Here is a 21,914-nt window from a genome sequence, read left to right as displayed (position 1 = left end):
GAATCTATAGTGGCTGGGAGCGGCGGTGCGACTTGCCCGCGATGCGCGAAGCGCAGGTTTTTACTTTTTCAGGTCTTCGGCACCCTGCAACGGTTCATCACCTAGCAGCAAGTCTTTGTCGTGGCTGACCTGTTCTTCCTCGAACATGCGCCAGGTGCGGTCGCCTTCCACGCCGAGCAATTCGACGAAGCGACGGCCTTCGACCTTGTCGGTGACCTGGCCTATGTAGCGGCCGGGTTCACTGTCACTGCGGGCCAGGTTGATCTTGCGATCCTTCTCGGGCTGGGTCGGGGAAATCAGGTTCAATTCCAGGGTGGTAGGGTTGCTGTTGCCGGTGAGGTTCACCTCGACTTCACCGGTCAGCTCATCCAGGTGCATCTTGGCGCGCAGTTGCAGGGTCTGGGCCAGCAACTCACGGTCGAGGGAACGGTTGATGCCTTTGCCGGCCTCGTAGTAGTTGTCGTTGACCAGGTTGTCCGGGTTGTTCACCGCGATGGTCACCATGGACAGGGTCAAGGTCACCGAGCAGGCCAGGATCGCAATGATGATCCAGGGCCACAGATGCTTGTACCAGGGGCTTGCAGCAGTCGCTAGGGGCATTGTTGGCTCTCTTGATTAACGGACGTGTGGGCCGATGAATCGGCTCTTGGCTTCAATCTGGACGCTGGCGTCATCGGCATCCTTGAGCATGAAGGTCACCTCGTTGGTGCTCGATGGTAATTGTTCCGGCGCACTCGACAGCTCCACCGGCATGCTGACGATATCGCCGGCGGCCACCTTGATCTCGCGGCGGCCCTGCAGCTTGAGGTCCGGCAGGCCCGAAGCATCGAGCACGTAGGTATGGTCGCGCTGATCCTTGTTCATGATCTTTAGGCTGTAGACGTTTTCGATACGCCCTTCGGCGTTTTCGCGAAACAGCACGCGGTCTTTGCTCACGTCGAAACCCACCAGAGAGCGCATGAAGAATGCCGCCGCCAGCAGGCTGATCATCGCCAGCAATACCAAGGCATAGCCGATCAAGCGCGGGCGCAACTTGTGGGTTTTCTGCCCGGAAAGATTGTGCTCGGTGGTGTAGCTGATCAGGCCTCGCGGGTAGTCCATCTTGTCCATGATGTTGTCGCAGGCGTCGATACACGCGGCGCAGCCGATGCACTCGATCTGCAGGCCGTCGCGGATGTCGATACCCGTAGGGCACACCTGCACGCACATCGTGCAATCGATGCAATCCCCCAGGCCCTGGGCCTTGTAGTCGACGCCCTTTTTACGCGGGCCGCGCAGTTCGCCACGACGTGGGTCGTAAGAAACAATCAGCGTGTCTTTGTCGAACATCACACTCTGGAAACGCGCGTACGGGCACATGTAGATGCACACCTGTTCGCGCAGCCAGCCGGCGTTGCCATAGGTGGCGAGGGTGAAGAAACCCACCCAGAAATACGACCAGCCATCGGCCTGGCCGGTGAAGAACTCGAACACCAGCTCGCGGATCGGCGAAAAGTAGCCGACAAAGGTCATGCCGGTCGCAAAGCCGATCAGCAGCCACAGGCTGTGCTTGCTGACTTTGCGCAGGAATTTGTTGGCGCCCATCGGCGCTTTATCGAGCTTGATGCGTTGGTTGCGGTCGCCTTCGGTGACCTTTTCGCACCACATGAAGATCCATGTCCACACACTTTGCGGGCAGGTATACCCACACCACACGCGTCCGGCGTACACGGTGATAAAGAACAGGCCGAACGCCGCAACAATCAGAATGCCCGACAGGAGGATGAAGTCCTGGGGCCAGAAGGTCGCGCCGAAAATAAAAAATTTACGCTCCGGCAGGTTCCACCACACAGCCTGGTGACCACCCCAGTTCAGCCACACAGTGCCGAAGTAGAGCAGGAACAGACCGGCACCACCGAGCATGCGCAGATTGCGGAACAGGCCGGTGAAGGCACGGGTATAGATTTTCTCTCGCGAGGCGTAGAGGTCGACGGTTTTGGCAGGCGGGGTAACGTCTTGTACCGGTATCTGGTCGCTCATCATTGCATCCCACGGCGGTGGAGACTTGCCTCGGCCAGTACGTGCCAACCGGGGTCAAATTAAAGGGTGTTGCAGTGGCCTGATGATACGCCCCCGTTGCTGCTGAAAGGGGACGACCTACGTGATCTGGATCAATTGACTTGGAAAGTAGGGTCGGTTTTGGCTGGCTCGGTCGTCAAATCGAAGGAGATCCAATGTGGGAGCGGGCAAGCCCGCTCCCACACTAGGTCTTCGGTGTTTTCAGAGCATTTGAAAGGACTTACTGCTCCTCAGCCTTCTTATCCCCATGGGACAAGCTGTAAACGTACGCCGCGAGCAAGTGCACCTTGTCATTCCCTTGCAGTTGCTCCTGCGCAGGCATCTGGCCCTGACGGCCCCAACGGAGGGTCTGTTGCAGTTGGGCGAAGCTCGAGCCGTAGATGAAGGCGCCCGGGTGAGTCAGGTCAGGCGCGCCCATGGCGGGGGTGCCTTTACCGGCAGGGCCGTGGCAGGCCACGCAGTTGGCGGCGAAGAGTTTTTCGCCGTTGGCCACGTCAGCCTTGACGCCTTCTGGCAGTTTGCGACCGTCAAGGTTGGTCACCACGAAGGCGGCGACGTCGCTGACGCCTTGCTCCTTGAGGATATCCAGCCAGGCCGGCATCACGGCATGGCGACCCTTCATGATGGTTTCCTTGATGGTGGCGGGCTCGCCACCCCAGCGCCAGTCGGCGTCGGTGAGGTTGGGGAAGCCATAGGCGCCCTTGGCGTCGGAACCGTGGCACACCGAGCAGTTGGAGGCGAACAGACGGCCCCCCATCTTCAAGGCTTGTGGATCCTTGGCGACTTCCTCAATCGGCATCGAGGCGAATTTGGCGAAGATCGGCCCGAACTTGGCGTCCGACCTGGCCATTTCCTTTTCCCACTCGTGCACGCCGGTCCAACCGGTCTGGCCGTTGGCGAAAGCGGTTTGCTTGTCGTTATCGAGGTAGTTGTAGCCTGGCAGTAGGCCCTTCCAATTGCCCAGGCCCGGGTACAGCACCAGGTAGCCGAGGGCGAAGATGATGGTGCCGACAAACAGCATGAACCACCACTTGGGCAGCGGGTTGTCGTACTCCTCGATGCCGTCGAACGAGTGGCCGACAGTCTCGTCGGTTTGCTCGGCCCGCTGGCCCTTGCGGGTCGACAGCAGCAGCCAGGTCAGGGCGAAGATGGTACCCAGACTGAGGACTGTGACGTACAGACTCCAGAACGTAGTCATTCTTTGTTACTCCTAGAAGCTTGCTCGACGTGCTTGATGGCTTCGGGATCATCCGCAAAGGGCAGCAAGGTCGCGTCTTCAAACTCCGACTTGCGCTTGGGGCTGAAAACCCACAACGCCAGGCCGATAAAGGCCACCATCACCACAACGGTGCCCAGCCCACGAATCATCCCGATATCCATGAAGAATCACCGTTTGCTTTTGATGATGGTGCCAAGGCCTTGCAAGTAGGCCACCAATGCGTCCATTTCGGTCTTGCCCTTCACGGCTGCGGCTGCACCGGCGATGTCTTCGTCGGTGTAGGGCACGCCCAGGGTGCGCAAGACTTCCATCTTCTTCGCGGTGTCCTTGCCGTCGAGCTTGTTTTCCACGAGGAACGGGTACGCCGGCATTTTCGACTCAGGCACGACGTTGCGCGGGTTGTACAAGTGCGCACGTTGCCAGTCATCAGAGTAACGACCGCCGACACGCGCTAAATCCGGGCCGGTACGTTTGGAACCCCACAGGAATGGGTGGTCCCATACGCTTTCGCCGGCGACCGAGTAGTGGCCGTAGCGTTCGGTTTCGGCGCGGAACGGGCGGATCATCTGCGAGTGGCAGCCGACACAACCGTTGGCGATGTAGACGTCGCGGCCTTCCAGTTCAAGCGCGGTGCGCGGCTTCATGCCTTCCACCGGCTTGTTGGTGACGTCCTGGAAAAACAGCGGAACGATCTGGGTCAGGCCGCCGATACTCACGGCGATGACCATGAAGAAGGCCAGCAGGCCGATATTCTTCTCGACTACTTCATGCTTCATCAGTGGGCTCCCACAACGGCGATCTTGGCGGCGGCTTCGGCTTCGGCAGGGTCGGAGGCACGCACAGTGCGCCAGACGTTGTAGGCCATGAACAGCATGCCGGAGGCAAAGAACGCACCGCCCAACGCGCGGACGATAAAGCCCGGATGGCTGGCCTGCAGCGCTTCGACGAAGGAGTAGGTGAGGGTGCCGTCATCGTTGATTGCACGCCACATCAGGCCCTGGGTGATGCCGTTGACCCACATCGAGGCGATGTAGAGCACGGTACCGATGGTCGCCAGCCAGAAGTGCGTGTTGATCAGCCCGACGCTGTGCATCTGCGCACGGCCGAACAGTTTGGGGATCATGTGATACAGCGCGCCGATGGAGATCATCGCTACCCATCCGAGTGCACCGGCGTGTACGTGGCCGATGGTCCAGTCGGTGTAGTGGGACAGCGAGTTGACGGTCTTGATCGCCATCATCGGCCCTTCAAAGGTCGACATGCCGTAGAACGCCAGCGATACCACGAGGAAGCGCAGGATCGGGTCAGTGCGCAATTTATGCCAGGCACCCGACAGGGTCATCATGCCGTTGATCATGCCGCCCCAACTCGGGGCCAGCAGGATGATCGACATGGCCATGCCCAGGGACTGCGCCCAGTCCGGCAACGCGGTGTAGTGCAAGTGGTGCGGGCCGGCCCAGATGTACAGGGTGATCAGTGCCCAGAAGTGCACGATGGACAGGCGATAGGAGTAAATAGGACGTTCGGCCTGTTTCGGCACGAAGTAGTACATCATCCCCAGGAAACCGGTGGTGAGGAAAAACCCTACGGCGTTGTGGCCGTACCACCACTGGATCATTGCGTCCGTGGCCCCGGCGTAGGCCGAGTAGGACTTGAACAGGCTGACCGGCAACGAGGCGTGGTTGACGATGTGCAGCATCGCCGTCACCAGGATAAACGCCCCGTAGAACCAGTTGCCCACATAGATGTGCTTGGTCTTGCGCTTGACGATGGTGCCAAAGAACACCACGGCATAGGTCACCCACACAATGGCAAGCAAAATGGCGATGGGCCATTCCAGCTCGGCGTATTCCTTGGTGGTGGTGTACCCCAGTGGCAGGGTGACGATGGCGCCGACAATGACCGCTTGCCAACCCCAGAAGGTGAAGGCCGCGAGGCTGTCGGAGATCAGTCGCGTCTGGCAGGTTCGCTGCACGACATAGTAGGAGGTGGCAAACAATGCACATCCGCCGAAGGCGAAGATCACCAGGTTGGTGTGCAGCGGGCGCAGGCGGCCAAAGGTCGTCCATGGCAAACCGAAATTCAATTCCGGCCAAACCAGTTGCGAGGCGATGAACACCCCGAGCCCCATGCCAAGGATCCCCCAGACCACCGTCATGATGGCGAACTGGCGGACTACCTTATAGTTATAAGCAGTCGGACTGATTGCTGTGCTCATTCTAAGGTTCCACGGTTTAGGTTTTTTTATAGGTAAAATCGGCCGCAAGTATGTAGAAAGCGAGGGGCCAATGCAACGCAATGGCTGACCTGTATCAATACGTTCCACGCCAGATTCTGCGCCCTTTCCATGTTTGGTGTAGGGATAAAATCCGAAATGGAAAGCTGATCGAGTGGACAGGAAATTTCGGGGGCGCAACGGCTGCCGTCGCGTAGGCCGGGAATGGTCCACTGTGGGAACAAGCGTAGACCCGAAAGTGAGGAGGGGAAAGGTGTGCTTTGGAAGGGTGCGACACTTGGTCGCTCATGATGTGGCTCATTCAAAAGTGAGCATGAACCTGTGACGAGGGAGCAAGCTCCCTCGCCACAGGTAAGCGGAGCCTCCCCTGATCAGAGGAGGCAGTCAGATGTTATTGGGGCTGGCTTTCTGGCGTTGCACCATCAGCGTTGTGGGACAGGCTGTAAACATACGCGGCCAACAAGTGCACTTTATCGTTACCTTGCAGCGCTTCCTGCGCTGGCATCTGGCCTTGGCGGCCGTGGCGGATGGTTTGCTGCAACTGCGCAAGGCTGGTGCCGTAGATGTAGCCGGCCGGTTTGGTCAGGTCGGGCGCGCCCATGGCTTCCATGCCGTGGCCTTGCGGACCGTGGCAAGCGACACAGGTGGTGTTGAAAGCCGCTTGGCCTGCGGCCAGGTCAGCGGTGCTGTCGGCAGGCAATGGCAGCTTGGCCATGTCGTGGCGGACGTAGGCAGCGACGTTTTTCACGCCGTTGTCGCCGAGCATGTCACCCCAGGCCGGCATGGCCGCGTGACGGCCGTTCAGGATGGTGGCCTTGATCGCTTCAGCCGAACCGCCCCAGCGCCAGATGTTGTCCGCCAGGTTTGGGAAACCAAACGCGCCCTTGGCATCCGAGCCGTGGCACACCGAGCAGTTGGAAGCGAACAGGCGACCGCCCATTTTCAGCGCTTGCGGGTCCTTCGCGACTTCTTCCAGCGGCATGGCCGAGAATTTGGCGAAGATCGGCCCGAACCTGGTGTCAGCCTTGGCCATCTCCTTGTCCCACTCCTTGGCCGACGTCCAGCCGTCTTCATAGCCCGGCAACACACCTTTCCAGTTGCCCAGGCCCGGGTAGAGGATCAGGTAGCCAACCGCAAACACCAGGGTGCCGGCGAACAGCATGAACCACCACTGGGGCAGCGGGTTGTCGTATTCCTCGATACCGTCGAAGGCGTGGCCCATGGTCTGGTCGACGCTGCCCTTGGTCTCGCCCTTGCGGGTGCCGATCAAGAGCCAGGTCAGGCCGATCAGGCTGCCGAGGGTCAGTACGCAGATCCATGTACTCCAAAACAGGGTCATGGCCGAGTGCTCCTTATTGCAGGCTCTTCTTGAGCGTCGGATGGAGAAGGTTCATCGGCGAACGGCAACAGGCGCGCCTGTTCGAATTCCGCATTGCGCCGGTTGTTGAACACCCACAGCGACAGGCCGATAAAGGCGATGGCGACCACCAGCGTGCCGAGGCCGCGGATGGTGCCCGCATCGAATTCAAATCCCATGGCTCACCTCTTGCTCTTGATGGCAGTGCCGAGCACTTGCAGGTACGAAACCAGCGCGTCCATCTCGGTCTTGCCTTTGAGGCTGGCCACGGCGGCACTGATGTCGTCGTCGGTGTAGGGCACGCCGAGGGTGCGCATCACGTTCAACTTGGTCTCGGTGTGGCTGCTGTCGACCTGCGCGGTGACCAGCCACGGATAGGCCGGCATTTTCGACTCGGGCACCACGTTGCGCGGGTTGTACAAGTGCGCGCGGTGCCAGTCGTCCGAGTAGCGTGCGCCAACGCGCGCGAGGTCCGGCCCGGTGCGCTTGGAACCCCACAGGAACGGGTGGTCCCACACACTTTCGCCGGCGACCGAGTAGTGGCCGTAGCGTTCGGTTTCGGCGCGGAACGGGCGGATCATCTGCGAGTGGCACTGTACGCAGCCTTCGCGGATGTAGATGTCACGGCCTTCCAGTTGCAACGCGGTGTAGGGCTTCATGCCTTCAACCGGTTTGTTGGTCACGTCCTGGAAGAACAGCGGGACGATCTGGGTCAGGCCGCCGATGCTCACGGCCAGCACCATGAGCAGCATCAGCAGGCCGACGTTCTTTTCAATCGTTTCGTGTTTCATCACAGACTCCTCAGGCCATCTGCGCCGCAGCGGCAACTTCGGCAGGTTGCGCCGAACGCACGGTGCGCCAAGTGTTGTAAGCCATCAGGAACATGCCGCTGAGGAAGATCGCACCGCCCACCAACCGCACGATGAAGCCAGGGTGGCTGGCCACCAGGGTTTCGACGAAGGAGTAGGTCAAGGTGCCGTCTTCGTTGACCGCACGCCACATCAGGCCCTGGGCAATGCCGTTGACCCACATCGAGGCGATGTAGAGCACGGTGCCGATGGTGGCCAGCCAGAAGTGCGCGTTGATCAGGCCAAGGCTGTACATCTGCTCGCGACCGAAAACTTTCGGGATCATGTGGTACAGCGCGCCAATGGAAATCATCGCTACCCAGCCAAGGGCACCGGCGTGTACGTGGCCGATGGTCCAGTCGGTGTAGTGGGAGAGGGCGTTGACGGTCTTGATCGCCATCATCGGGCCTTCGAAGGTCGACATGCCGTAGAACGCCAGGGAGACGACGAGGAAGCGCAGGATCGGGTCGCTGCGCAACTTATGCCATGCACCCGAGAGCGTCATCATGCCGTTGATCATGCCGCCCCAGCTCGGTGCCAGCAGCACCAGCGACATCACCATGCCCAGCGACTGTGCCCAGTCCGGCAGCGCGGTGTAGTGCAAGTGGTGCGGGCCGGCCCAGATGTACAGGGTGATGAGTGCCCAGAAGTGCACGATGGACAAACGATAGGAATACACCGGGCGCTCGGCCTGTTTCGGCACGAAGTAATACATCATGCCGAGGAAACCGGCGGTGAGGAAAAAGCCTACCGCGTTATGCCCATACCACCACTGCACCATGGCATCCGTCGCACCGCCGTAGAGGGAGTAGGACTTGGTCAGGCTAACCGGGATTTCCAGGTTGTTGACGATATGCAGGATGGCCACGGTGATAATGAACGCACCGAAGAACCAGTTGCCGACGTAGATATGCTTGGTGTTGCGCTTCATGATCGTGCCAAAGAACACGATGGCATACGCCACCCAGACAATGGTGATCAGGATGTCGATCGGCCATTCCAGTTCTGCGTATTCCTTGGAACTGGTGTAGCCCAGTGGCAAGGAGATGGCGGCCGAGAGAATGACAAGCTGCCAGCCCCAGAAGCAGAATGCGGCGATTTTCGGCGCGAACAGCTGCGTCTGGCAGGTACGTTGCACCGAGTAGAAGGAGCTGGCGAACAGCGCGCAGCCACCAAAGGCGAAGATCACCGCATTGGTGTGCAACGGGCGCAGGCGGCCGAAGCTGGTCCAGGGCAAGTCGAAGTTGAGTGCAGGCCAAACCAATTGAGCCGCGAGAAAAACCCCGAGCCCCATGCCGACGATGCCCCACACCACCGTCATAATGGCGAATTGGCGGACCACCTTGTAGTTATAGGCGGTACTTAAAGTAGTGTTCATGGTTCCCCATCCACGGTTCAGCCCAAGCAGATGCGACACTTGGGCTGGAGTTATAGGCAGACTAAAAAGCGAGGCAAGCATGGCCAAAGAGCACAAGGCCAGTATTGACGGGGATCAATGGGTGCAGTGTGTGCGGGAACATGGGTGGCTGTGGGATGCGGCGTCGAGGACGACTTCAGCCGCTCCAGTCACGCTGATCCTGGCCCACGGCGCCGGTGCACCAATGGATTCCGGGTTTATGAACGACATGGCTGCACGCCTTGCGGGGCATGGCGTGAACGTGTTGCGCTTCGAGTTTGCGTACATGGCCCAGCGCCGGGTGGACGGGGGCAGGCGGCCACCGAACCCTGCGCCCAAACTGCTGGAAGGATGGCGCGAGGTGTATGTCGAGGTGCGACGTCATGTCGCTGGGAAACTGGCGATTGGCGGCAAGTCCATGGGCGGACGCATGGCCAGTTTGTTGGCCGATGAATTGGGCGCCGATGGGCTGGTGTGCCTGGGGTATCCGTTCTATGCGGTGGGCAAGCCGGAAAAACCACGGGTCGAGCACCTGGCTGGGTTGAAGGCGCCGACGTTGATTGTGCAGGGCGAGCGCGATGCGCTGGGCAATCGGGCGGCGGTGGAGGGGTACGACGTGTCGCCGAGCATCGAGGTGATGTGGCTGGTGGCGGGGGATCATGATTTGAAGCCGTTGAAGACGTCGGGGTTTAGTCATGAGCAGCACTTGGAGGCTGCGGCGGTGAAGGTCGCTGAGTTTCTCGGCGCCTCTTAGGGATCCTTCGCGAGCAAGCCCGCACATTTAGATGTGTGAATGCATTCAAATGTGGGGGCTTGCTCGCGAAAGCGGCCTACCGGTTAAACCGCTCCACCAGCGAATACTGGGTATGCGCGGTATGCGTCAGCTCTTCACTCAACTGCGCCGAGTTCAACGCCTGCTCCGACGTCTGGTCCGCCAACAGCGCAATCGTGCTGATATTACGGCTGATCTCTTCGGCCACGGAGCTTTGCTCTTCAGTGGCAGCAGCGATCTGGGTCGTCATGTCGGTGATATGTGCCACCGCTTCGCTGATGCCCACCAACGCCTGATCCGCTTCCATCACCCGCGCTACGCCTTCTTCGGCCTGGCGATGCCCGGCGTCCATGGTTTGCACAGCGGCAGCAGCGGTGTGCTGCAGCTTGGCGATCAGGGCATGGATCTGCCCGGTCGACTCGGCGGTGCGTTGGGCCAGTTGACGGACTTCATCGGCAACGACGGCAAAGCCTCGACCCATCTCACCGGCACGCGCCGCTTCGATGGCTGCGTTCAAGGCCAGCAGGTTGGTCTGGTCAGCGATCCCTTTGATCACATCGACCACACCACCAATCTCATCGCTGTCCTTGGCCAATTGAGTGACGGTCACGCCCGTCTCCCCAACCGCCACCGACAGACGCTGAATCGCCTCGCGGGTTTCCCCGGCAATGTCGCGACCGCGACCGGTCAGGCGGTTAGCCTCTTGGGTCGCATCGGCGGTGCGCTGCACATGGCTGGCGACCTCCTGGGTCGTCGCCGCCATCTGGTTGACCGCCGTCGCCACCTGCTCGGTTTCTACACGCTGGCGTTCCAGGCCGCTGGAGCTGTTATGCGCCAGGGTGTTGGACTGCGCCGCCTGGGCGTTCAGGTGCTCGGCAGTGTCCTGCAAGCGCGTCAGACAGGTCTTCAGACGCGCCTCCTGGCTGAGGATCGACATCTCCAGGCGCGCCTGGGCACCACGGCTGTCGGTGTACATCTGCGCGATCAACGGGTCGGACGTGGTCTGCTCGGCCAGGCGCAGCAAACGCTTGAGGCCACGCTGTTGCCAACTCAAGCCCAGCAGGCCCAACGGCACCGACAACCCCGCCGCCAGGGCAAAGCCCCAGTGGGAGTTGAGTGACGCGCCGATCATGAAGCTCAGTTGGCTCACCAGGATAAACGGCAGCCAGTCCTGCAACACCGGCAGCCATTTGTCCCGCTGGGGGATCGCTGACTTGCCCTGGTTGATGCGGTGATAAAGCGCTTCGGCCCGGCGGATTTGCTCAGAGGTGGGCTTGATGCGCACCGATTCGTAGCCGACCACCTGGTTGCCGTCGAAGACGGGCGTCACATAGGCGTTAACCCAGTAGTGATCACCGGTCTTGCAGCGATTCTTGACGATGCCCATCCATGGCAAGCCTTGTTTGAGCGTCGACCACATGTGCGCGAACACCGCCGCCGGAACATCCGGATGACGCACCAGGTTGTGCGGGGCACGGACCAGTTCTTCGCGGGTGTACCCACTGATTTCGACAAACGCGTCGTTGCAGTAAGTGATCACGCCCTTGGCATCTGTGGTGGAGATCAACCGTTGCTGAGCGGGGAAGGTACGTTCGCGCTGGGTAACGGGTTGGTTATTACGCATGGTTGTTCAATCCGCAAGGCTTTCAAGGGTTGTCGGCAGGAATGGCGGTTTATTTAACTTATTTTTGCAACAATCAACCGGCCAACGCCTCGTGTCACTGTTCTGTAAGTGTAGCGGTCTCGAGAATGTCGAACGCCATGCGCTGCTGGATCGTGCTTCGGGAATACGCCCTTAAAAATGCCTCGCGGTCAGTAGCACTGAGCCTAAGGCGGGCAAGTGCGGCAACCGCTGCGTCCGGGTTTCCGGGGGCAAACACGCAAGCATTGGGAATATGATTGAGTGTGAACGCCTTTGAATAACCCTCCAGTCCCGCGAGTATTGGCTTTCCGGTAGCCGCATATTCAAACAGTTTGGAGGGAATGACTTTCAAGAATGCCTTGAAGTCATTGAGGTGCAAAAAAAGCACATCGGCTTGCTGATAGTAATGAATCAGTTTGTGTCGGGGCATGGGCGCAATAAGCTCGACATTCTTTACATGTCCCTCGATCAGCGCTTCGCGCAGTTTTTTCATCGTACTGCCATCGCCAATCACATAGAAACAGGCTGTGTTTGCGAGCCGTTCGGCCAGTGATGGCAGTATTTTATCCAAGCCTTGGCCGACGCCGATATTGCCAGCGTAGACAATCTTCAGTGGGCGTGTTGGTTCGTTAGGCGTGTCTGGATAGAACGGGGTTTCAAGAAAGAGATCGTCCACACCGTGGGTGAAAGTTGAAAAGCGCTTGTGTGGATAACGAGCCGAGAAGTAACTCAGAAACCCGGGTGATATCAGGTTTGCCCGCGTTGCGCGATCGAGGGTGAATTGTTCAACGCGGGAAAATACTCGCGCCAGGAGTTTGCCCATTACGCCGGGGAAAAGTTCGGGCAGTACGTCGACAAAGATATCTCGGATATCCAGATAGAGCGGTGCCTTTTTTTGGCGCGCAATAGCGGCGCCCAGTGTGGCCGTCATCAGCCGGGAAGAAGTGGCCACAATCACGTCGTACTGCTTGCCTTTTACAGCTCGAAGTACGCCGCAGGCATAGTTGGCAAATCCCCAGGCCTGGCCCCAAACGCTGAATCCGTGCGTGGGCAGGTCTATGCGGGTGATAGACAGCCTTGGCTGATGTGCGGTGCGATCCCAGGAGAAAGTATAAGAAGGGTAGCGGTTCGGCTGAGTGGTCAGCACGTCGATCTCTATCTCATCGTTACCGTAGGTGAGCAAGCCATTGACCAGCGCCTCGACGCGAAAGGCCGACAGGTCGGGCGGAAAGTAATAGCTCAATAAAAGAATGCGCACTGTCATATGCACCTCTCAGTCTTACCCGTCAGTACGCGTTCATACAGTGTTACCAAATTGCTTTCTTGTTGCTCCCAACTTAGAGACGAGGCGGCATTTTTCGCGTTTTGGGCCAGTGTCTGACGTAACAACGGTTCATCGATCAACCGCTGTAATTCCCGGTGCAGTGATTGATCCGAGCCTGCCGTCACCAACAACCCCACCGCGTGGGACCGGACAATTTTGCGAATCTCCGGAAACGCCGTCGCGACCACGGGCAGCCCGGCGATGATGTATTCGAACAGCTTATTCGAGTCGGTGGTGAGGTGGTTCAGGCAGGTATTTTCTATAGGCTGCACGCCGATATCGGCTGACGCGGTATAGCCGGGCAAATCCGCTAATGAAACGGTCGGAATAAAGTGCACTCGCTCTGTCAAGCCAAGCTCCTCGCTCAACGTCTTCAGGGGGGTCGTAAGCCTGCCGCCCCCAATCAATACGAAGTAAGCGCGTTGCAATGTGACTGCGACGCGTAACAAACGCTCCAGGCCGCGCCCCTGTTGAAGGCCGCCCTGATAGAGAACGATGGGCCAGGGCCGTTTCAAACCCAGCTCATGGCGAATTCTCTGGCTCGGTGGACTGGCGATCAGGCGCGGACGATTTTGCAGCACCAGCGGACGGGTTATTCCGTAGGCCCTGGCAAAGAACTTAGCCCTGCTTTGTGTGGTGGTAATGGTGCCCTCAGCCCTGGGCATCAAGGCTTTTTCGATACAGGCAACCCACTTGCGAAAGCGCGCATACCCCTCGCGGCTGGTACTGACTTCATGGGCGTCGTACACCAGCCTCGCTCCGCTGAGCCGGGCGGCCAGCCATGCAGTGGGCAGCGTATTGACATCATGGGCATGCACAACGGCGGCGCGATGCAGAGCGATCCGCACCAATAGCCCTGCATGCACCCAAAGTCGTGAAAGGATGCGTCGCAGCGGCATCGACTGTTCTGTCGGCGGTGAGCCGGTCGAAGCGCAAGATCCAGCACTTGCGGGTCGCCATCTCAGGCTGCGGGCCACGCGTATCACACGGATGCCATCCGCCAGTACTTCCCTGCGCTGCGTTACACCTGGTGTATGCAATGCGAACACTGTCACTTGATAACCGGCCGCTTGGAGTGTCCGGGCTTGTTTCAATACGCGGGCGTCATTGCGGAACTCATTCCAGACGATCATGGCGATAGGGGGCACGGGGGAATTCCTGTTTATTTCGACGGTGTTCAGTGAATCGGGTGGGTGGCAAGAAACATCCGATTGATGTTCAGCGAGTGACTGCTCAGGTAAAGAACGTCCTGTGTGAGGACCTTCAACCTGCTGAAGCTTTGACGGAGGAGAATCAGCGCAATGAGCGCGATGTAAACGTGGGGAGGCGTCAGACAAAGAAAGTCGACAATGATGAAGGCGAATGTCACCAGGAAACCTGTGGCGTGGAATGTGTCGGCTACTGTGAGAGGGTGGCGGGACAGCATCGAATGCACGCGGTGACTACGGTTGTTCAAACCAATCAGCACAGCCGCTGCGGTTGCATAGTAGAGAAGGCTGACGGCCAGGAGTGACGGGTAAAGGTAGAGCAATGCGATGAAAACGGTCAGGGCGAACACGGCATCGGATAAGCCCCGTGTGAATCTGGAAAACGCTCTGGCAGCCAGGGGTAATTGAGTGTTGAGCAGTGTTGGTTCTGCGCAGCGTTTTATCAGAGCACGTGCGCCGTTTCTTGAGTAACGGGAAGCCATAAAACCGGCCCCTAGGTAAAAAACGTAGAGGATCACCGTCAACAGGCCTAACCCGATGATCAGGGTGATTTTATTAAGGTCTTTCAGCACCGGCGGCAAATACGCAGGAACCCTCTCTGATCCGAGCAGAATGACAATCTTGATCGGCAGGAAATGGGTCGTTATCAACAACATCTGTGCGCAAAAATGCGCAGCATGAGCCATCAACATTGCGCGTGGAGCGATGCTCATGAAGTTACGGCCCAAGTGTACGCACCAGATGAGTGTCGACAGGATACTGTGTTGCAAGGCCCTAATTTCTTGGCTCACCGTGGGGTTCTCGTATAAGACTTAGTTCTGATGCGGTGATCAATTGCACATCGCTTTGCATCAGCACTCGCTGCCTGGCGTTCAAGGACTTTTCCCTGAAAATTCCTGGGTTTAAAAACAGCGTTTCTATCGCGTCGCTGATCCCGTTAGAACTCTCGGGATCAGCTAAAAAACCGCAGGCGTCATCAACAAACTCAGGGATTGCTCCGACCCGATTGGTAATAGGGACCAGGCCTGAGGCCATCGCTTCATCGCGAGAAACGCCTTGAGTGTCCATTCGGCTTGGGCACAGAAATACGCCGTAGTGTTTATGCAGGTCGGCGATCTGGGATTGTTTCAAGTAACCTTTTTCGATCCGCACGTTCGGGTACTTGCGCAGCGGTGCAAGTGTTTCTTCAAACAACGGCCCATCGCCCATCATCAGGAACTCTAGCTCGTTGAACCATGGCTTTGTCTCCAGCAGTTGAATGGCTTTGACGCTCAGATCATTGGCATAAGTGCGTGATACATAGGGGCGGATCGACAGGATTTTTTTGCGCTGTTCAAGCGCTTTCTTCGCGTGAGAAAACAGTCGGGTATCAATGGGGTTGTGGATGATTCGGTGTTGGTTCTGAGGCAACCGGAACCCTAGGTCTTCCATTGCTTCCTCGGCGAACTGCCGCGACACGAATACCAATTGCAGATTGGGTGGCATGGGCTGCAGCACGCTGCGCCAGAAAGCCATGCGTCGTTCGCTGTCGAGCTTGCCCAGTTGCAACTGCTCTTGATCTTTGTAGTTATAAGCCCGGCGCCACCAGGGTTGGATCTCCGCGCCGTGCACCCAGACAATCACTCGAAGGCGAGGCAGGTAGGGGCGCACTATTTCCCACATCTGCTGGTCCAGAAAGTGCACCAGCACCGATGTGTAGTGTCCGGCGTCAAGCATGCTCTTCAAGGCGCTTCCAGGCCCGGTCACTACGTCAACATTGTCGAATTCGTGATAACTGATCGGTTCGTTGGGTCGCAACCGAAAGACGTCTATAGGTAGGCCCTGTTCCTGATAGGCCGCGACACGGGTATGAATAAAACCATTTCGATACAGGTCGCCATAAGTCGGGTAGTGGTTGGTCAGCAGCAGATGCTTAGCCTTCCCGAGGACGGTAGAGGGTTGAATGTCGCAATGGCCTTGAACCAGCGCCTTGATCGTCGAGCTGCCGCTGCCGTAGGCGCGCAGGCCTAGACGCAAGGAAGCCGTCTCTGGCGGTACCTCCCAGGCCTGACTCCGATTAGCCAGTTGCATGACATGGCTGATCCGTTGTTCCTGCGCATCCAGAAACAGTACAACCAGTTGCAGGTTCAGGCCCGGCGTGGCATCGAGCATCAATCTCAATGTGCCTTCGGTCACCTCTAGTTGCGCAACATTTAAGGTCTGCCTGGCGTAGTGGTAGTCGTGTTTTCCGTCTGCGAGAGAGGAGTGGATATGCCAGGTATTGCCTTCGACCTGGGCTTGCAAATGCTTACTGCGCAGTGGTCCGAACAGTTCTGCCAGGCCCTGGCCGCTGGTCTGCGGGCCGGAGGTTCTTGCGTTCAGTGGCGGGATTGATTCACTGCTGCGCTGAAGCTTGTCGAGGCTGATACCGGTATTCAAATCAAGGTCGTTTACCACGCCTATAACATGCTGTAGATCGCTGCCTGCGGCGTTTTCGCAGTAGTTGAAGGCATCAATCGCAAGGGAACCAGGGTGCGTGTAGGTGAGCTTTGGCAGGCTTTCCAGCCAGTCACGGGCGCGCTGTTGCGCCACTGCCGCCGTCCTGATCATGGCTCGGCGTGCGGCTATACCGAGCGTGCAGCGGTATTCCTGGCCCGGATTTATCAGGTGTATGCCTTGTTTGTCCGCGGCATGATGAGCCATCTTGCCGATCACATGCGCCTTGCTGTAACGCGTGGCCAATGCCAGGTCGAGCAGGTAGTGAGGGCCGTAGTAGTCCGCCGCAATCATCGCGCCAAACCACTCTGCGCCGTTTGCCAGGTCGGCCAGGGTAAGGTTATCCAGCCGGCTGCGCTCAATCAGGTGTAAGCGGGAATCCACGCTGGCGGGCTGCCTTGTTGTCGAATCGTTTACCACGACATGCAGGTTGACGTGGGGGTAGCGCTGGCGTTGCAGATGCTCCTTGAGTGCCTGCAGCTGAACGTCATTGCGCGCCTCGGCGACGAGGCAAATTGTTGGCAGAGGCACGTCATCCACGCGACCTGTGACTTTGCTCATCACATACCGCAAACGATGGGCATAGGTGTGCTCCTGCATCACTTTGCGCAGGCCGGCCAACCGCTGCCTGGCGTGCTCAGCGGGAGTGTTGAGGCGACGTAACGCTTCCTGACTGCTGTCGCTGCAAATGACCAGATCACCCATCAGTACACGCAGGCCGCGAGAAAAGTTGCTGACGGTGAGGGTGTTGGACCCCAGTAATTCAAAGATGCGGCGGGCGAACATGGATTGCGACTGTTTGATCGAGTTGAGATTCATCGCATAGCGGTAACCCTTATAAGCCCGGTCCATTTGCGCCGCGTTCAACGTGCCAGCAATGTGGCCCCGATAGCGGGTCGGAAACTGATAGTTGGGCTCTGTCGTGCCGAAGTTACGATCGTAGATCTCAAGGGGACGCAAGCCAGGCAGGTCGTTGATAAAGTGTTCCAGATCGCGGGTCCGCTCGGTGTATCGGGTGTAGTAGGCGCCGGCGAAGCAGAACGCATCCTTGCGTTCATACAGTTCGAGCGGATTGTGTATGGCCGGTTGGCAGGCGAAGGGCAGCAGGTAGACACGCTCATGCCCCAACGCACTTTTATAGCGTTGAATACAGTCAATATCCGTGGTGAACACCAGGTCAAACTGCTTGGCGGTGCCCAGAAACGTCTCAAAGTGCACCGGGTCTTCTTTGTTCCAGAACACCGTTGGCACTTTGTGTTCCCGGCACCAGTGCAAGATCCCGCGCAGTTCTACGCTGTTCTGGGCGATCTTGTTCTGCCAGCGGTCCTCCTTGCCGCGCCATGCGGATTCGATGAACAGCAGGTCCGGTTTAAACGCTTGCAGCTCGGCCAGGCCCTGCTCGGGCGTCAGTTGCAACAGCTCGCTTTCATACCGGTAGGCCTCATGGGAAAAGGTATCTAGCACGCAGGCAATTCTGAAGGGCTTGGCCGTGTCATGAGGGGCGAGCATCAGTTGGCTGCGCACATAGGCTGCATCCGGCAATGGCGTGGGGGCCGGTGCTGCAAGGAAAGCGGCGGTGTCAGGTGACGTTGTTGGCAGAGCGTCACGGTCTGCGAATGACGTGGGGGCTTGGCCTTTGCGACGCGCGCAGGCGTGCTGGTACAGCTTGAATAACGCCACTGGCAAACGCAGGCACTCGCGCAGCGAGCCCACCGCCATACGCAGTTGATAACCCAACTGATAGGTCGTGCTGGCCCGTGTCTTGATCAAGCGATTTTCCAGCAGATGGCATCTGGCATCCGCGCGTTGCAGGTTGGCGGTCAGGGCCTCCATTTGCTGGGTGGAGAGCCTAAGCGTGTTCTTGAGTCGGTCAATGTGTTCAGTGGTTCCACGGTATTTCTGATTCGCCTGCTCCCGGTGTTGGCGACTGGCGGCTACCTGGCGAAGCAGGCTTCGCTCGACTGACTCGAACGCAGTTTCGAGCTGGCGGATGTGGTCAAGCTCCAGTGCGCTCTTCCCCGGCTCGGCTTTGATAGCGACCATTCCCACCCACTTGCCCAGTATTTCAATCCGGACGACGTGCAGGTGCGAACTCAATAACCGAAACGGTTCCAGCAGGTAGAACGTGTGCTTGTGGTCGATAAAATCATTCACCCCGAATGGCACGGTGATGATCAATTGGCCATGCGGTTTGAGCATCGACGCTGCTTTCTCGACGAAGGTGGCGGGATGGATGAGGTGTTCAAGCACTTCACTGATCACGATGCTGTCAGGTTCGACACGCTCGGTACCCAGCGACAGAAAGTCTGCGTTCAAGTAACAAATATTCTGCTGCACGTGGTCGGGTTCCGCTCGCAGATAGTCGCCGGCCTGTTTGATTGCCTGGGGGCTGCTGTCCACGCCCGTGACCACATGCCCTTCACGGGCGAGCAATACAGGAATGATGCCCTGAGAGCAGCCTACGTCGAGGACTGTCTTGCCGGTGACCTGGGCACAGATCCAATGGATCCGCGCGCGCGTCTCCTGCATGAAGTGCTCACCCAGCTTGCCGTAGTAGGCTTCCATGACGCGATCGTGGGTATCGGCCAGTGGCCGTGGGGCATTCATCGTCAGTTCGCCAATACGCCGGCGGCATCAATCACCACCTCGTTGGTGTGTTGCGCAGGCAGTGACCTGAACTGGCGATGCCCGACCAGCAACACATGGATATGCGCGGTGTCCCAGGCACAGGCCGTATCGGTCAATGTATGGCTGCGCAGATCGGCGGGAAGCGTATGAATATTCGGCTCGACCAGCAGCAACGTCACCCCCAACTCCTTGGCCAACTGCCGGGCGATGCCAAGTGCGGGGCTTTCGCGCAGGTCATCGATGTCTGCCTTGAACGCCAAGCCATAGCAGGCAATTCGCACGTCGTGCGCGCTAAGCCCCGGGTGCTTGAATAGAAGATCCGCCACCGCCAGCTTGACCTGCTGGATGACCCATTGTGGCTTGCTGTCGTTAACCAGGCGCGCAGTGTGGATTAACCGCGCCAGTTCGGGCGTTTTACTGACGATGAACCAAGGATCGACCGCAATACAGTGCCCGCCGACGCCAGGCCCTGGCTGCAGGATATTCACGCGTGGATGGTGGTTCGCCAGGCGTATCAGCTCCCATGGGTCTATCTCCAACTGCGCGCAGAGCATCGAGAGTTCGTTGGCGAAGGCGATATTGACGTCGCGAAAACTGTTTTCGGTCAGCTTGCACATCTCGGCGGTGCGTGTGCCGGTGACAATGCACTGGCCTTCGACACACTGTTGGTACAGCCGTACTGCTGCGCTTGAGCAGGCAGGGGTCATGCCGCCGATGATTCGGTCATTGGAGACCAGTTCTCGCAAGATATGACCCGGTAGCACACGTTCCGGGCAGTGAGCGATACGAATATCACTGGCTTCCCCATGGGTTGGGGGAAAGGTCAGGTCCGGGCGGGCATTGGCCAGCCACTGAGCCATGAGTTCGGTGGTGCCGACCGGAGATGTCGACTCCAAGATAACGAGGTCGTTCTTTTTCAACACAGGCGCAATGGCGCGGCTGGCCGCTTCGATACAGCTCAGGTCTGGCTCACGGTTTTCCAGGAATGGCGTCGGCACGGCAATCAAGAAGGCGTCCGCTGGTTCTGGCTGGGTTGTCGCACGCAGATAGCCTTGGCTGACCGCTGAGTGGACCAACGGGTCCAGCTCTGGCTCAACGATATGCACTTGGCCAAGATTGACGAGGTCCACAACGTGCTGGTTTATGTCGACGCCAATGACCTGCCGTTGAGGTGAGGAAAACAGCGCAGCGGTGGGCAGGCCGATGTAACCCAGGCCCACGACGCATAACGTTGTAAGGCTCATGCCGCCACCTCGTTTTCGCGCCAGGTTGCGATAAGCACTTCGCGGATGCGTCCGCAAGCTTTGCCGTCACCGTAGGGGTTGTGGGCGTTGCTCATCGCTCGATAGGCGGCTTCATTGCTGAGCAACTCTTTAAGGTGATAAGTAATGGTCGCGATCTCGGTGCCTACCAGCCGGACCGTCCCGGCGTCGACTGCTTCGGGACGTTCAGTTGTGTCGCGCGTTACCAGCACCGGCTTGCCGAGCGCAGGCGCTTCCTCCTGGATACCGCCCGAATCCGTGAGAATCACGTACGCGCGGGTCATCAAGTAGACAAACGGCAGGTAGTCCTGTGGCCCGATCAGATGCACATTCTTGATGCCTGCCAGCCGGCGTTTTACGGGTTCTTGCACTTTGGGGTTCAGGTGCACAGGGTAAACAAAGGCCACGGTTGGGAAGCTCGCGGCGGTTTCTGCCAATGCCTCGCATATACGCTCAAGACCGTCGCCAAGGTTTTCTCGGCGATGCCCCGTCACCAGGACCATGCGCTGACCTGGGGACAGGAAGGAAAATTGCTGGTCAAGTCGGCTGCGCAGTGGCGATGTAGCCGAGCGCAGTTTCTCGACAACATTGAGCAGCGCATCGATCACTGTGTTGCCCGTGACATGAATACGCTCGTCGAGGACGCCCTCATTCAGCAGGTTCTGCCGGGAGGTTTGAGTGGGCGCAAAATGCATCGATGCGAGGCTGCCCGTGAGGCGTCGGTTGCCTTCCTCTGGCCAGGGGGAGTAAAGGTCGTGCGTACGCAGCCCGGCTTCGATATGCGCCACGGGAATTTGCTGGTAATAAGCCGCCAGGCTTGCAGCAAAAGTGGTCGCCGTATCGCCATGCACAAGGATCACATCCGGTTTGAAGTCTTCCAGGACCGATTGCAGCCCTTGAATGATCGCGGTGGTTACATGGGTCAGGCTCTGATCGACGGTCATGATGTTCAGGTCGTAGTCAGGCACCAGTTCAAACAGTTCAAGCACTTGGTCCAACATCTCGCGGTGTTGCGCTGTGACACAGACTTTCGAGTGGAAACGATCGTCGTTCGCGAGGTTGATAACCATCGGTGCCATTTTGATGGCTTCGGGGCGAGTGCCGAATATGCACAGTGTCTTGAGAGGCATGGGGATGGCTTCTTGTTTAGCGGATGAATAAACGCTGAGCCTGAAACGCGGGTGCACAGCTGCCTTCAACGCAGTGCCAGGCTTTAGAGCACGTGGTAACTGGGTTGTGTGGATTGGGTTAGGTACGAAACGAAGGGTCGATTTTGCCTAAAGGGGGCGTGGCCGACTACTGACCGTTCGGCTAGTTACGGCATGTTACCGGTCGCGTGAGAACTCAAAAGCCGCCCTTGAGGCGTAATGCTGTTCACTTAAGCGGAGCAGCCTTACGATTCACCGGAAACCGGGTCTTTGATATCTTCACCGTCCTGGGTCTCGAAGGCCTTGGACGGTGGTTCAGAAACATCCCTCCAACACCCGCC

18 protein-coding genes are annotated in these 21,914 nt (G+C 58.5%); 1 reads left to right on the top strand and 17 read right to left on the bottom strand.

Going from position 1 to position 21,914, the window contains the following annotated elements; all coding sequences use genetic code 11:
* Positions 1-60: 60 nt before the first annotated feature.
* From AACY52_RS22215 to ccoN (AACY52_RS22170), 10 genes are all read right to left on the bottom strand, one after another.
* Positions 61-600 (bottom strand): FixH family protein, encoded by a 540-nt coding sequence (locus AACY52_RS22215; protein WP_339418740.1) that lies wholly within the window; start codon positions 598-600, stop codon positions 61-63.
* A gap of 15 nt (positions 601-615) precedes the next feature.
* The gene (gene ccoG, locus AACY52_RS22210) at positions 616-2,019 is read right to left on the bottom strand and encodes a cytochrome c oxidase accessory protein CcoG (RefSeq protein ID WP_339418738.1); all 1,404 of its coding nucleotides are present in this window, start codon (positions 2,017-2,019) and stop codon (positions 616-618) included.
* Between the two features lie 259 nt (positions 2,020-2,278).
* Complete coding sequence (gene ccoP, locus AACY52_RS22205; RefSeq protein WP_339418737.1) at positions 2,279-3,256, bottom strand: cytochrome-c oxidase, cbb3-type subunit III; 978 nt, start codon at positions 3,254-3,256, stop codon at positions 2,279-2,281.
* Complete coding sequence (locus AACY52_RS22200; RefSeq protein WP_003175465.1) at positions 3,253-3,438, bottom strand: CcoQ/FixQ family Cbb3-type cytochrome c oxidase assembly chaperone; 186 nt, start codon at positions 3,436-3,438, stop codon at positions 3,253-3,255. Before AACY52_RS22200 ends, ccoP (AACY52_RS22205) begins: the two co-directional genes overlap by 4 nt.
* A gap of 6 nt (positions 3,439-3,444) precedes the next feature.
* Entirely contained in the window at positions 3,445-4,053 is a 609-nt protein-coding gene (gene ccoO, locus AACY52_RS22195) for a cytochrome-c oxidase, cbb3-type subunit II (RefSeq protein WP_003193167.1), read from the bottom strand.
* Positions 4,053-5,495, bottom strand: a complete 1,443-nt coding sequence (gene ccoN, locus AACY52_RS22190; RefSeq protein WP_339436435.1) for a cytochrome-c oxidase, cbb3-type subunit I — start codon at positions 5,493-5,495, stop codon at positions 4,053-4,055. Before ccoN (AACY52_RS22190) ends, ccoO (AACY52_RS22195) begins: the two co-directional genes overlap by 1 nt.
* Positions 5,496-5,904: 409 nt before the next feature.
* Positions 5,905-6,852, bottom strand: coding sequence for a cytochrome-c oxidase, cbb3-type subunit III (gene ccoP, locus AACY52_RS22185; protein WP_339427943.1), 948 nt, complete (start codon positions 6,850-6,852; stop codon positions 5,905-5,907).
* Positions 6,849-7,049, bottom strand: a complete 201-nt coding sequence (locus AACY52_RS22180) for a cbb3-type cytochrome c oxidase subunit 3 (RefSeq protein WP_010208563.1) — start codon at positions 7,047-7,049, stop codon at positions 6,849-6,851. The genes ccoP (AACY52_RS22185) and AACY52_RS22180 overlap by 4 nt, the downstream gene beginning before the upstream one ends.
* Positions 7,050-7,052: 3 nt before the next feature.
* The gene (gene ccoO, locus AACY52_RS22175) at positions 7,053-7,661 is read right to left on the bottom strand and encodes a cytochrome-c oxidase, cbb3-type subunit II (RefSeq protein WP_065881223.1); all 609 of its coding nucleotides are present in this window, start codon (positions 7,659-7,661) and stop codon (positions 7,053-7,055) included.
* 10 nt (positions 7,662-7,671) lie between these two features.
* Positions 7,672-9,096 (bottom strand): cytochrome-c oxidase, cbb3-type subunit I, encoded by a 1,425-nt coding sequence (ccoN, locus tag AACY52_RS22170; RefSeq protein ID WP_339418731.1) that lies wholly within the window; start codon positions 9,094-9,096, stop codon positions 7,672-7,674.
* A gap of 79 nt (positions 9,097-9,175) precedes the next feature.
* Here ccoN (AACY52_RS22170) and AACY52_RS22165 point away from each other — a divergent pair, with 79 nt between their 5' ends.
* Positions 9,176-9,868 carry an alpha/beta family hydrolase gene (locus AACY52_RS22165; protein WP_339439012.1) on the top strand — a complete coding sequence of 231 codons (693 nt, stop codon included), beginning with the start codon at positions 9,176-9,178 and terminating at the stop codon, positions 9,866-9,868.
* 76 nt (positions 9,869-9,944) lie between these two features.
* Here AACY52_RS22165 and AACY52_RS22160 read toward each other — a convergent pair whose 3' ends face one another.
* The 7 genes from AACY52_RS22160 to wecB form a co-directional block, all read right to left on the bottom strand.
* Positions 9,945-11,510: a PAS domain-containing methyl-accepting chemotaxis protein gene (locus tag AACY52_RS22160; protein ID WP_339418727.1), complete on the bottom strand. Its 1,566-nt coding sequence runs from the start codon at positions 11,508-11,510 to the stop codon at positions 9,945-9,947.
* Positions 11,511-11,604: 94 nt separating this feature from the next.
* A complete protein-coding gene (locus AACY52_RS22155) occupies positions 11,605-12,792 on the bottom strand; it encodes a glycosyltransferase family 4 protein (protein WP_339439013.1) in 1,188 nt (395 codons plus the stop codon).
* Complete coding sequence (locus AACY52_RS22150) at positions 12,789-14,000, bottom strand: glycosyltransferase family 4 protein (RefSeq protein WP_339560780.1); 1,212 nt, start codon at positions 13,998-14,000, stop codon at positions 12,789-12,791. The genes AACY52_RS22155 and AACY52_RS22150 overlap by 4 nt, the downstream gene beginning before the upstream one ends.
* Positions 14,001-14,029: 29 nt before the next feature.
* Entirely contained in the window at positions 14,030-14,788 is a 759-nt protein-coding gene (locus AACY52_RS22145; RefSeq protein ID WP_339560779.1) for a hypothetical protein, read from the bottom strand.
* Positions 14,789-14,834: 46 nt separating this feature from the next.
* The gene (locus AACY52_RS22140) at positions 14,835-19,142 is read right to left on the bottom strand and encodes a methyltransferase domain-containing protein (protein ID WP_339439016.1); all 4,308 of its coding nucleotides are present in this window, start codon (positions 19,140-19,142) and stop codon (positions 14,835-14,837) included.
* 2 nt (positions 19,143-19,144) lie between these two features.
* On the bottom strand, positions 19,145-20,407 hold the full coding sequence (wecC, locus tag AACY52_RS22135) for a UDP-N-acetyl-D-mannosamine dehydrogenase (RefSeq protein WP_339439017.1): 1,263 nt from the start codon (positions 20,405-20,407) through the stop codon (positions 19,145-19,147).
* Positions 20,404-21,555, bottom strand: a complete 1,152-nt coding sequence (wecB, locus tag AACY52_RS22130) for a non-hydrolyzing UDP-N-acetylglucosamine 2-epimerase (RefSeq protein ID WP_339439018.1) — start codon at positions 21,553-21,555, stop codon at positions 20,404-20,406. Before wecB ends, wecC begins: the two co-directional genes overlap by 4 nt.
* Between the last annotated feature and the right edge of the window lie 359 nt (positions 21,556-21,914).

Source organism: Pseudomonas sp. EA_65y_Pfl1_P113, assembly GCF_963970525.1.
Taxonomy (GTDB): Bacteria; Pseudomonadota; Gammaproteobacteria; order Pseudomonadales; family Pseudomonadaceae; genus Aquipseudomonas; species Aquipseudomonas tritici.
This window is presented reverse-complemented; position numbering and strand designations above follow the sequence as displayed.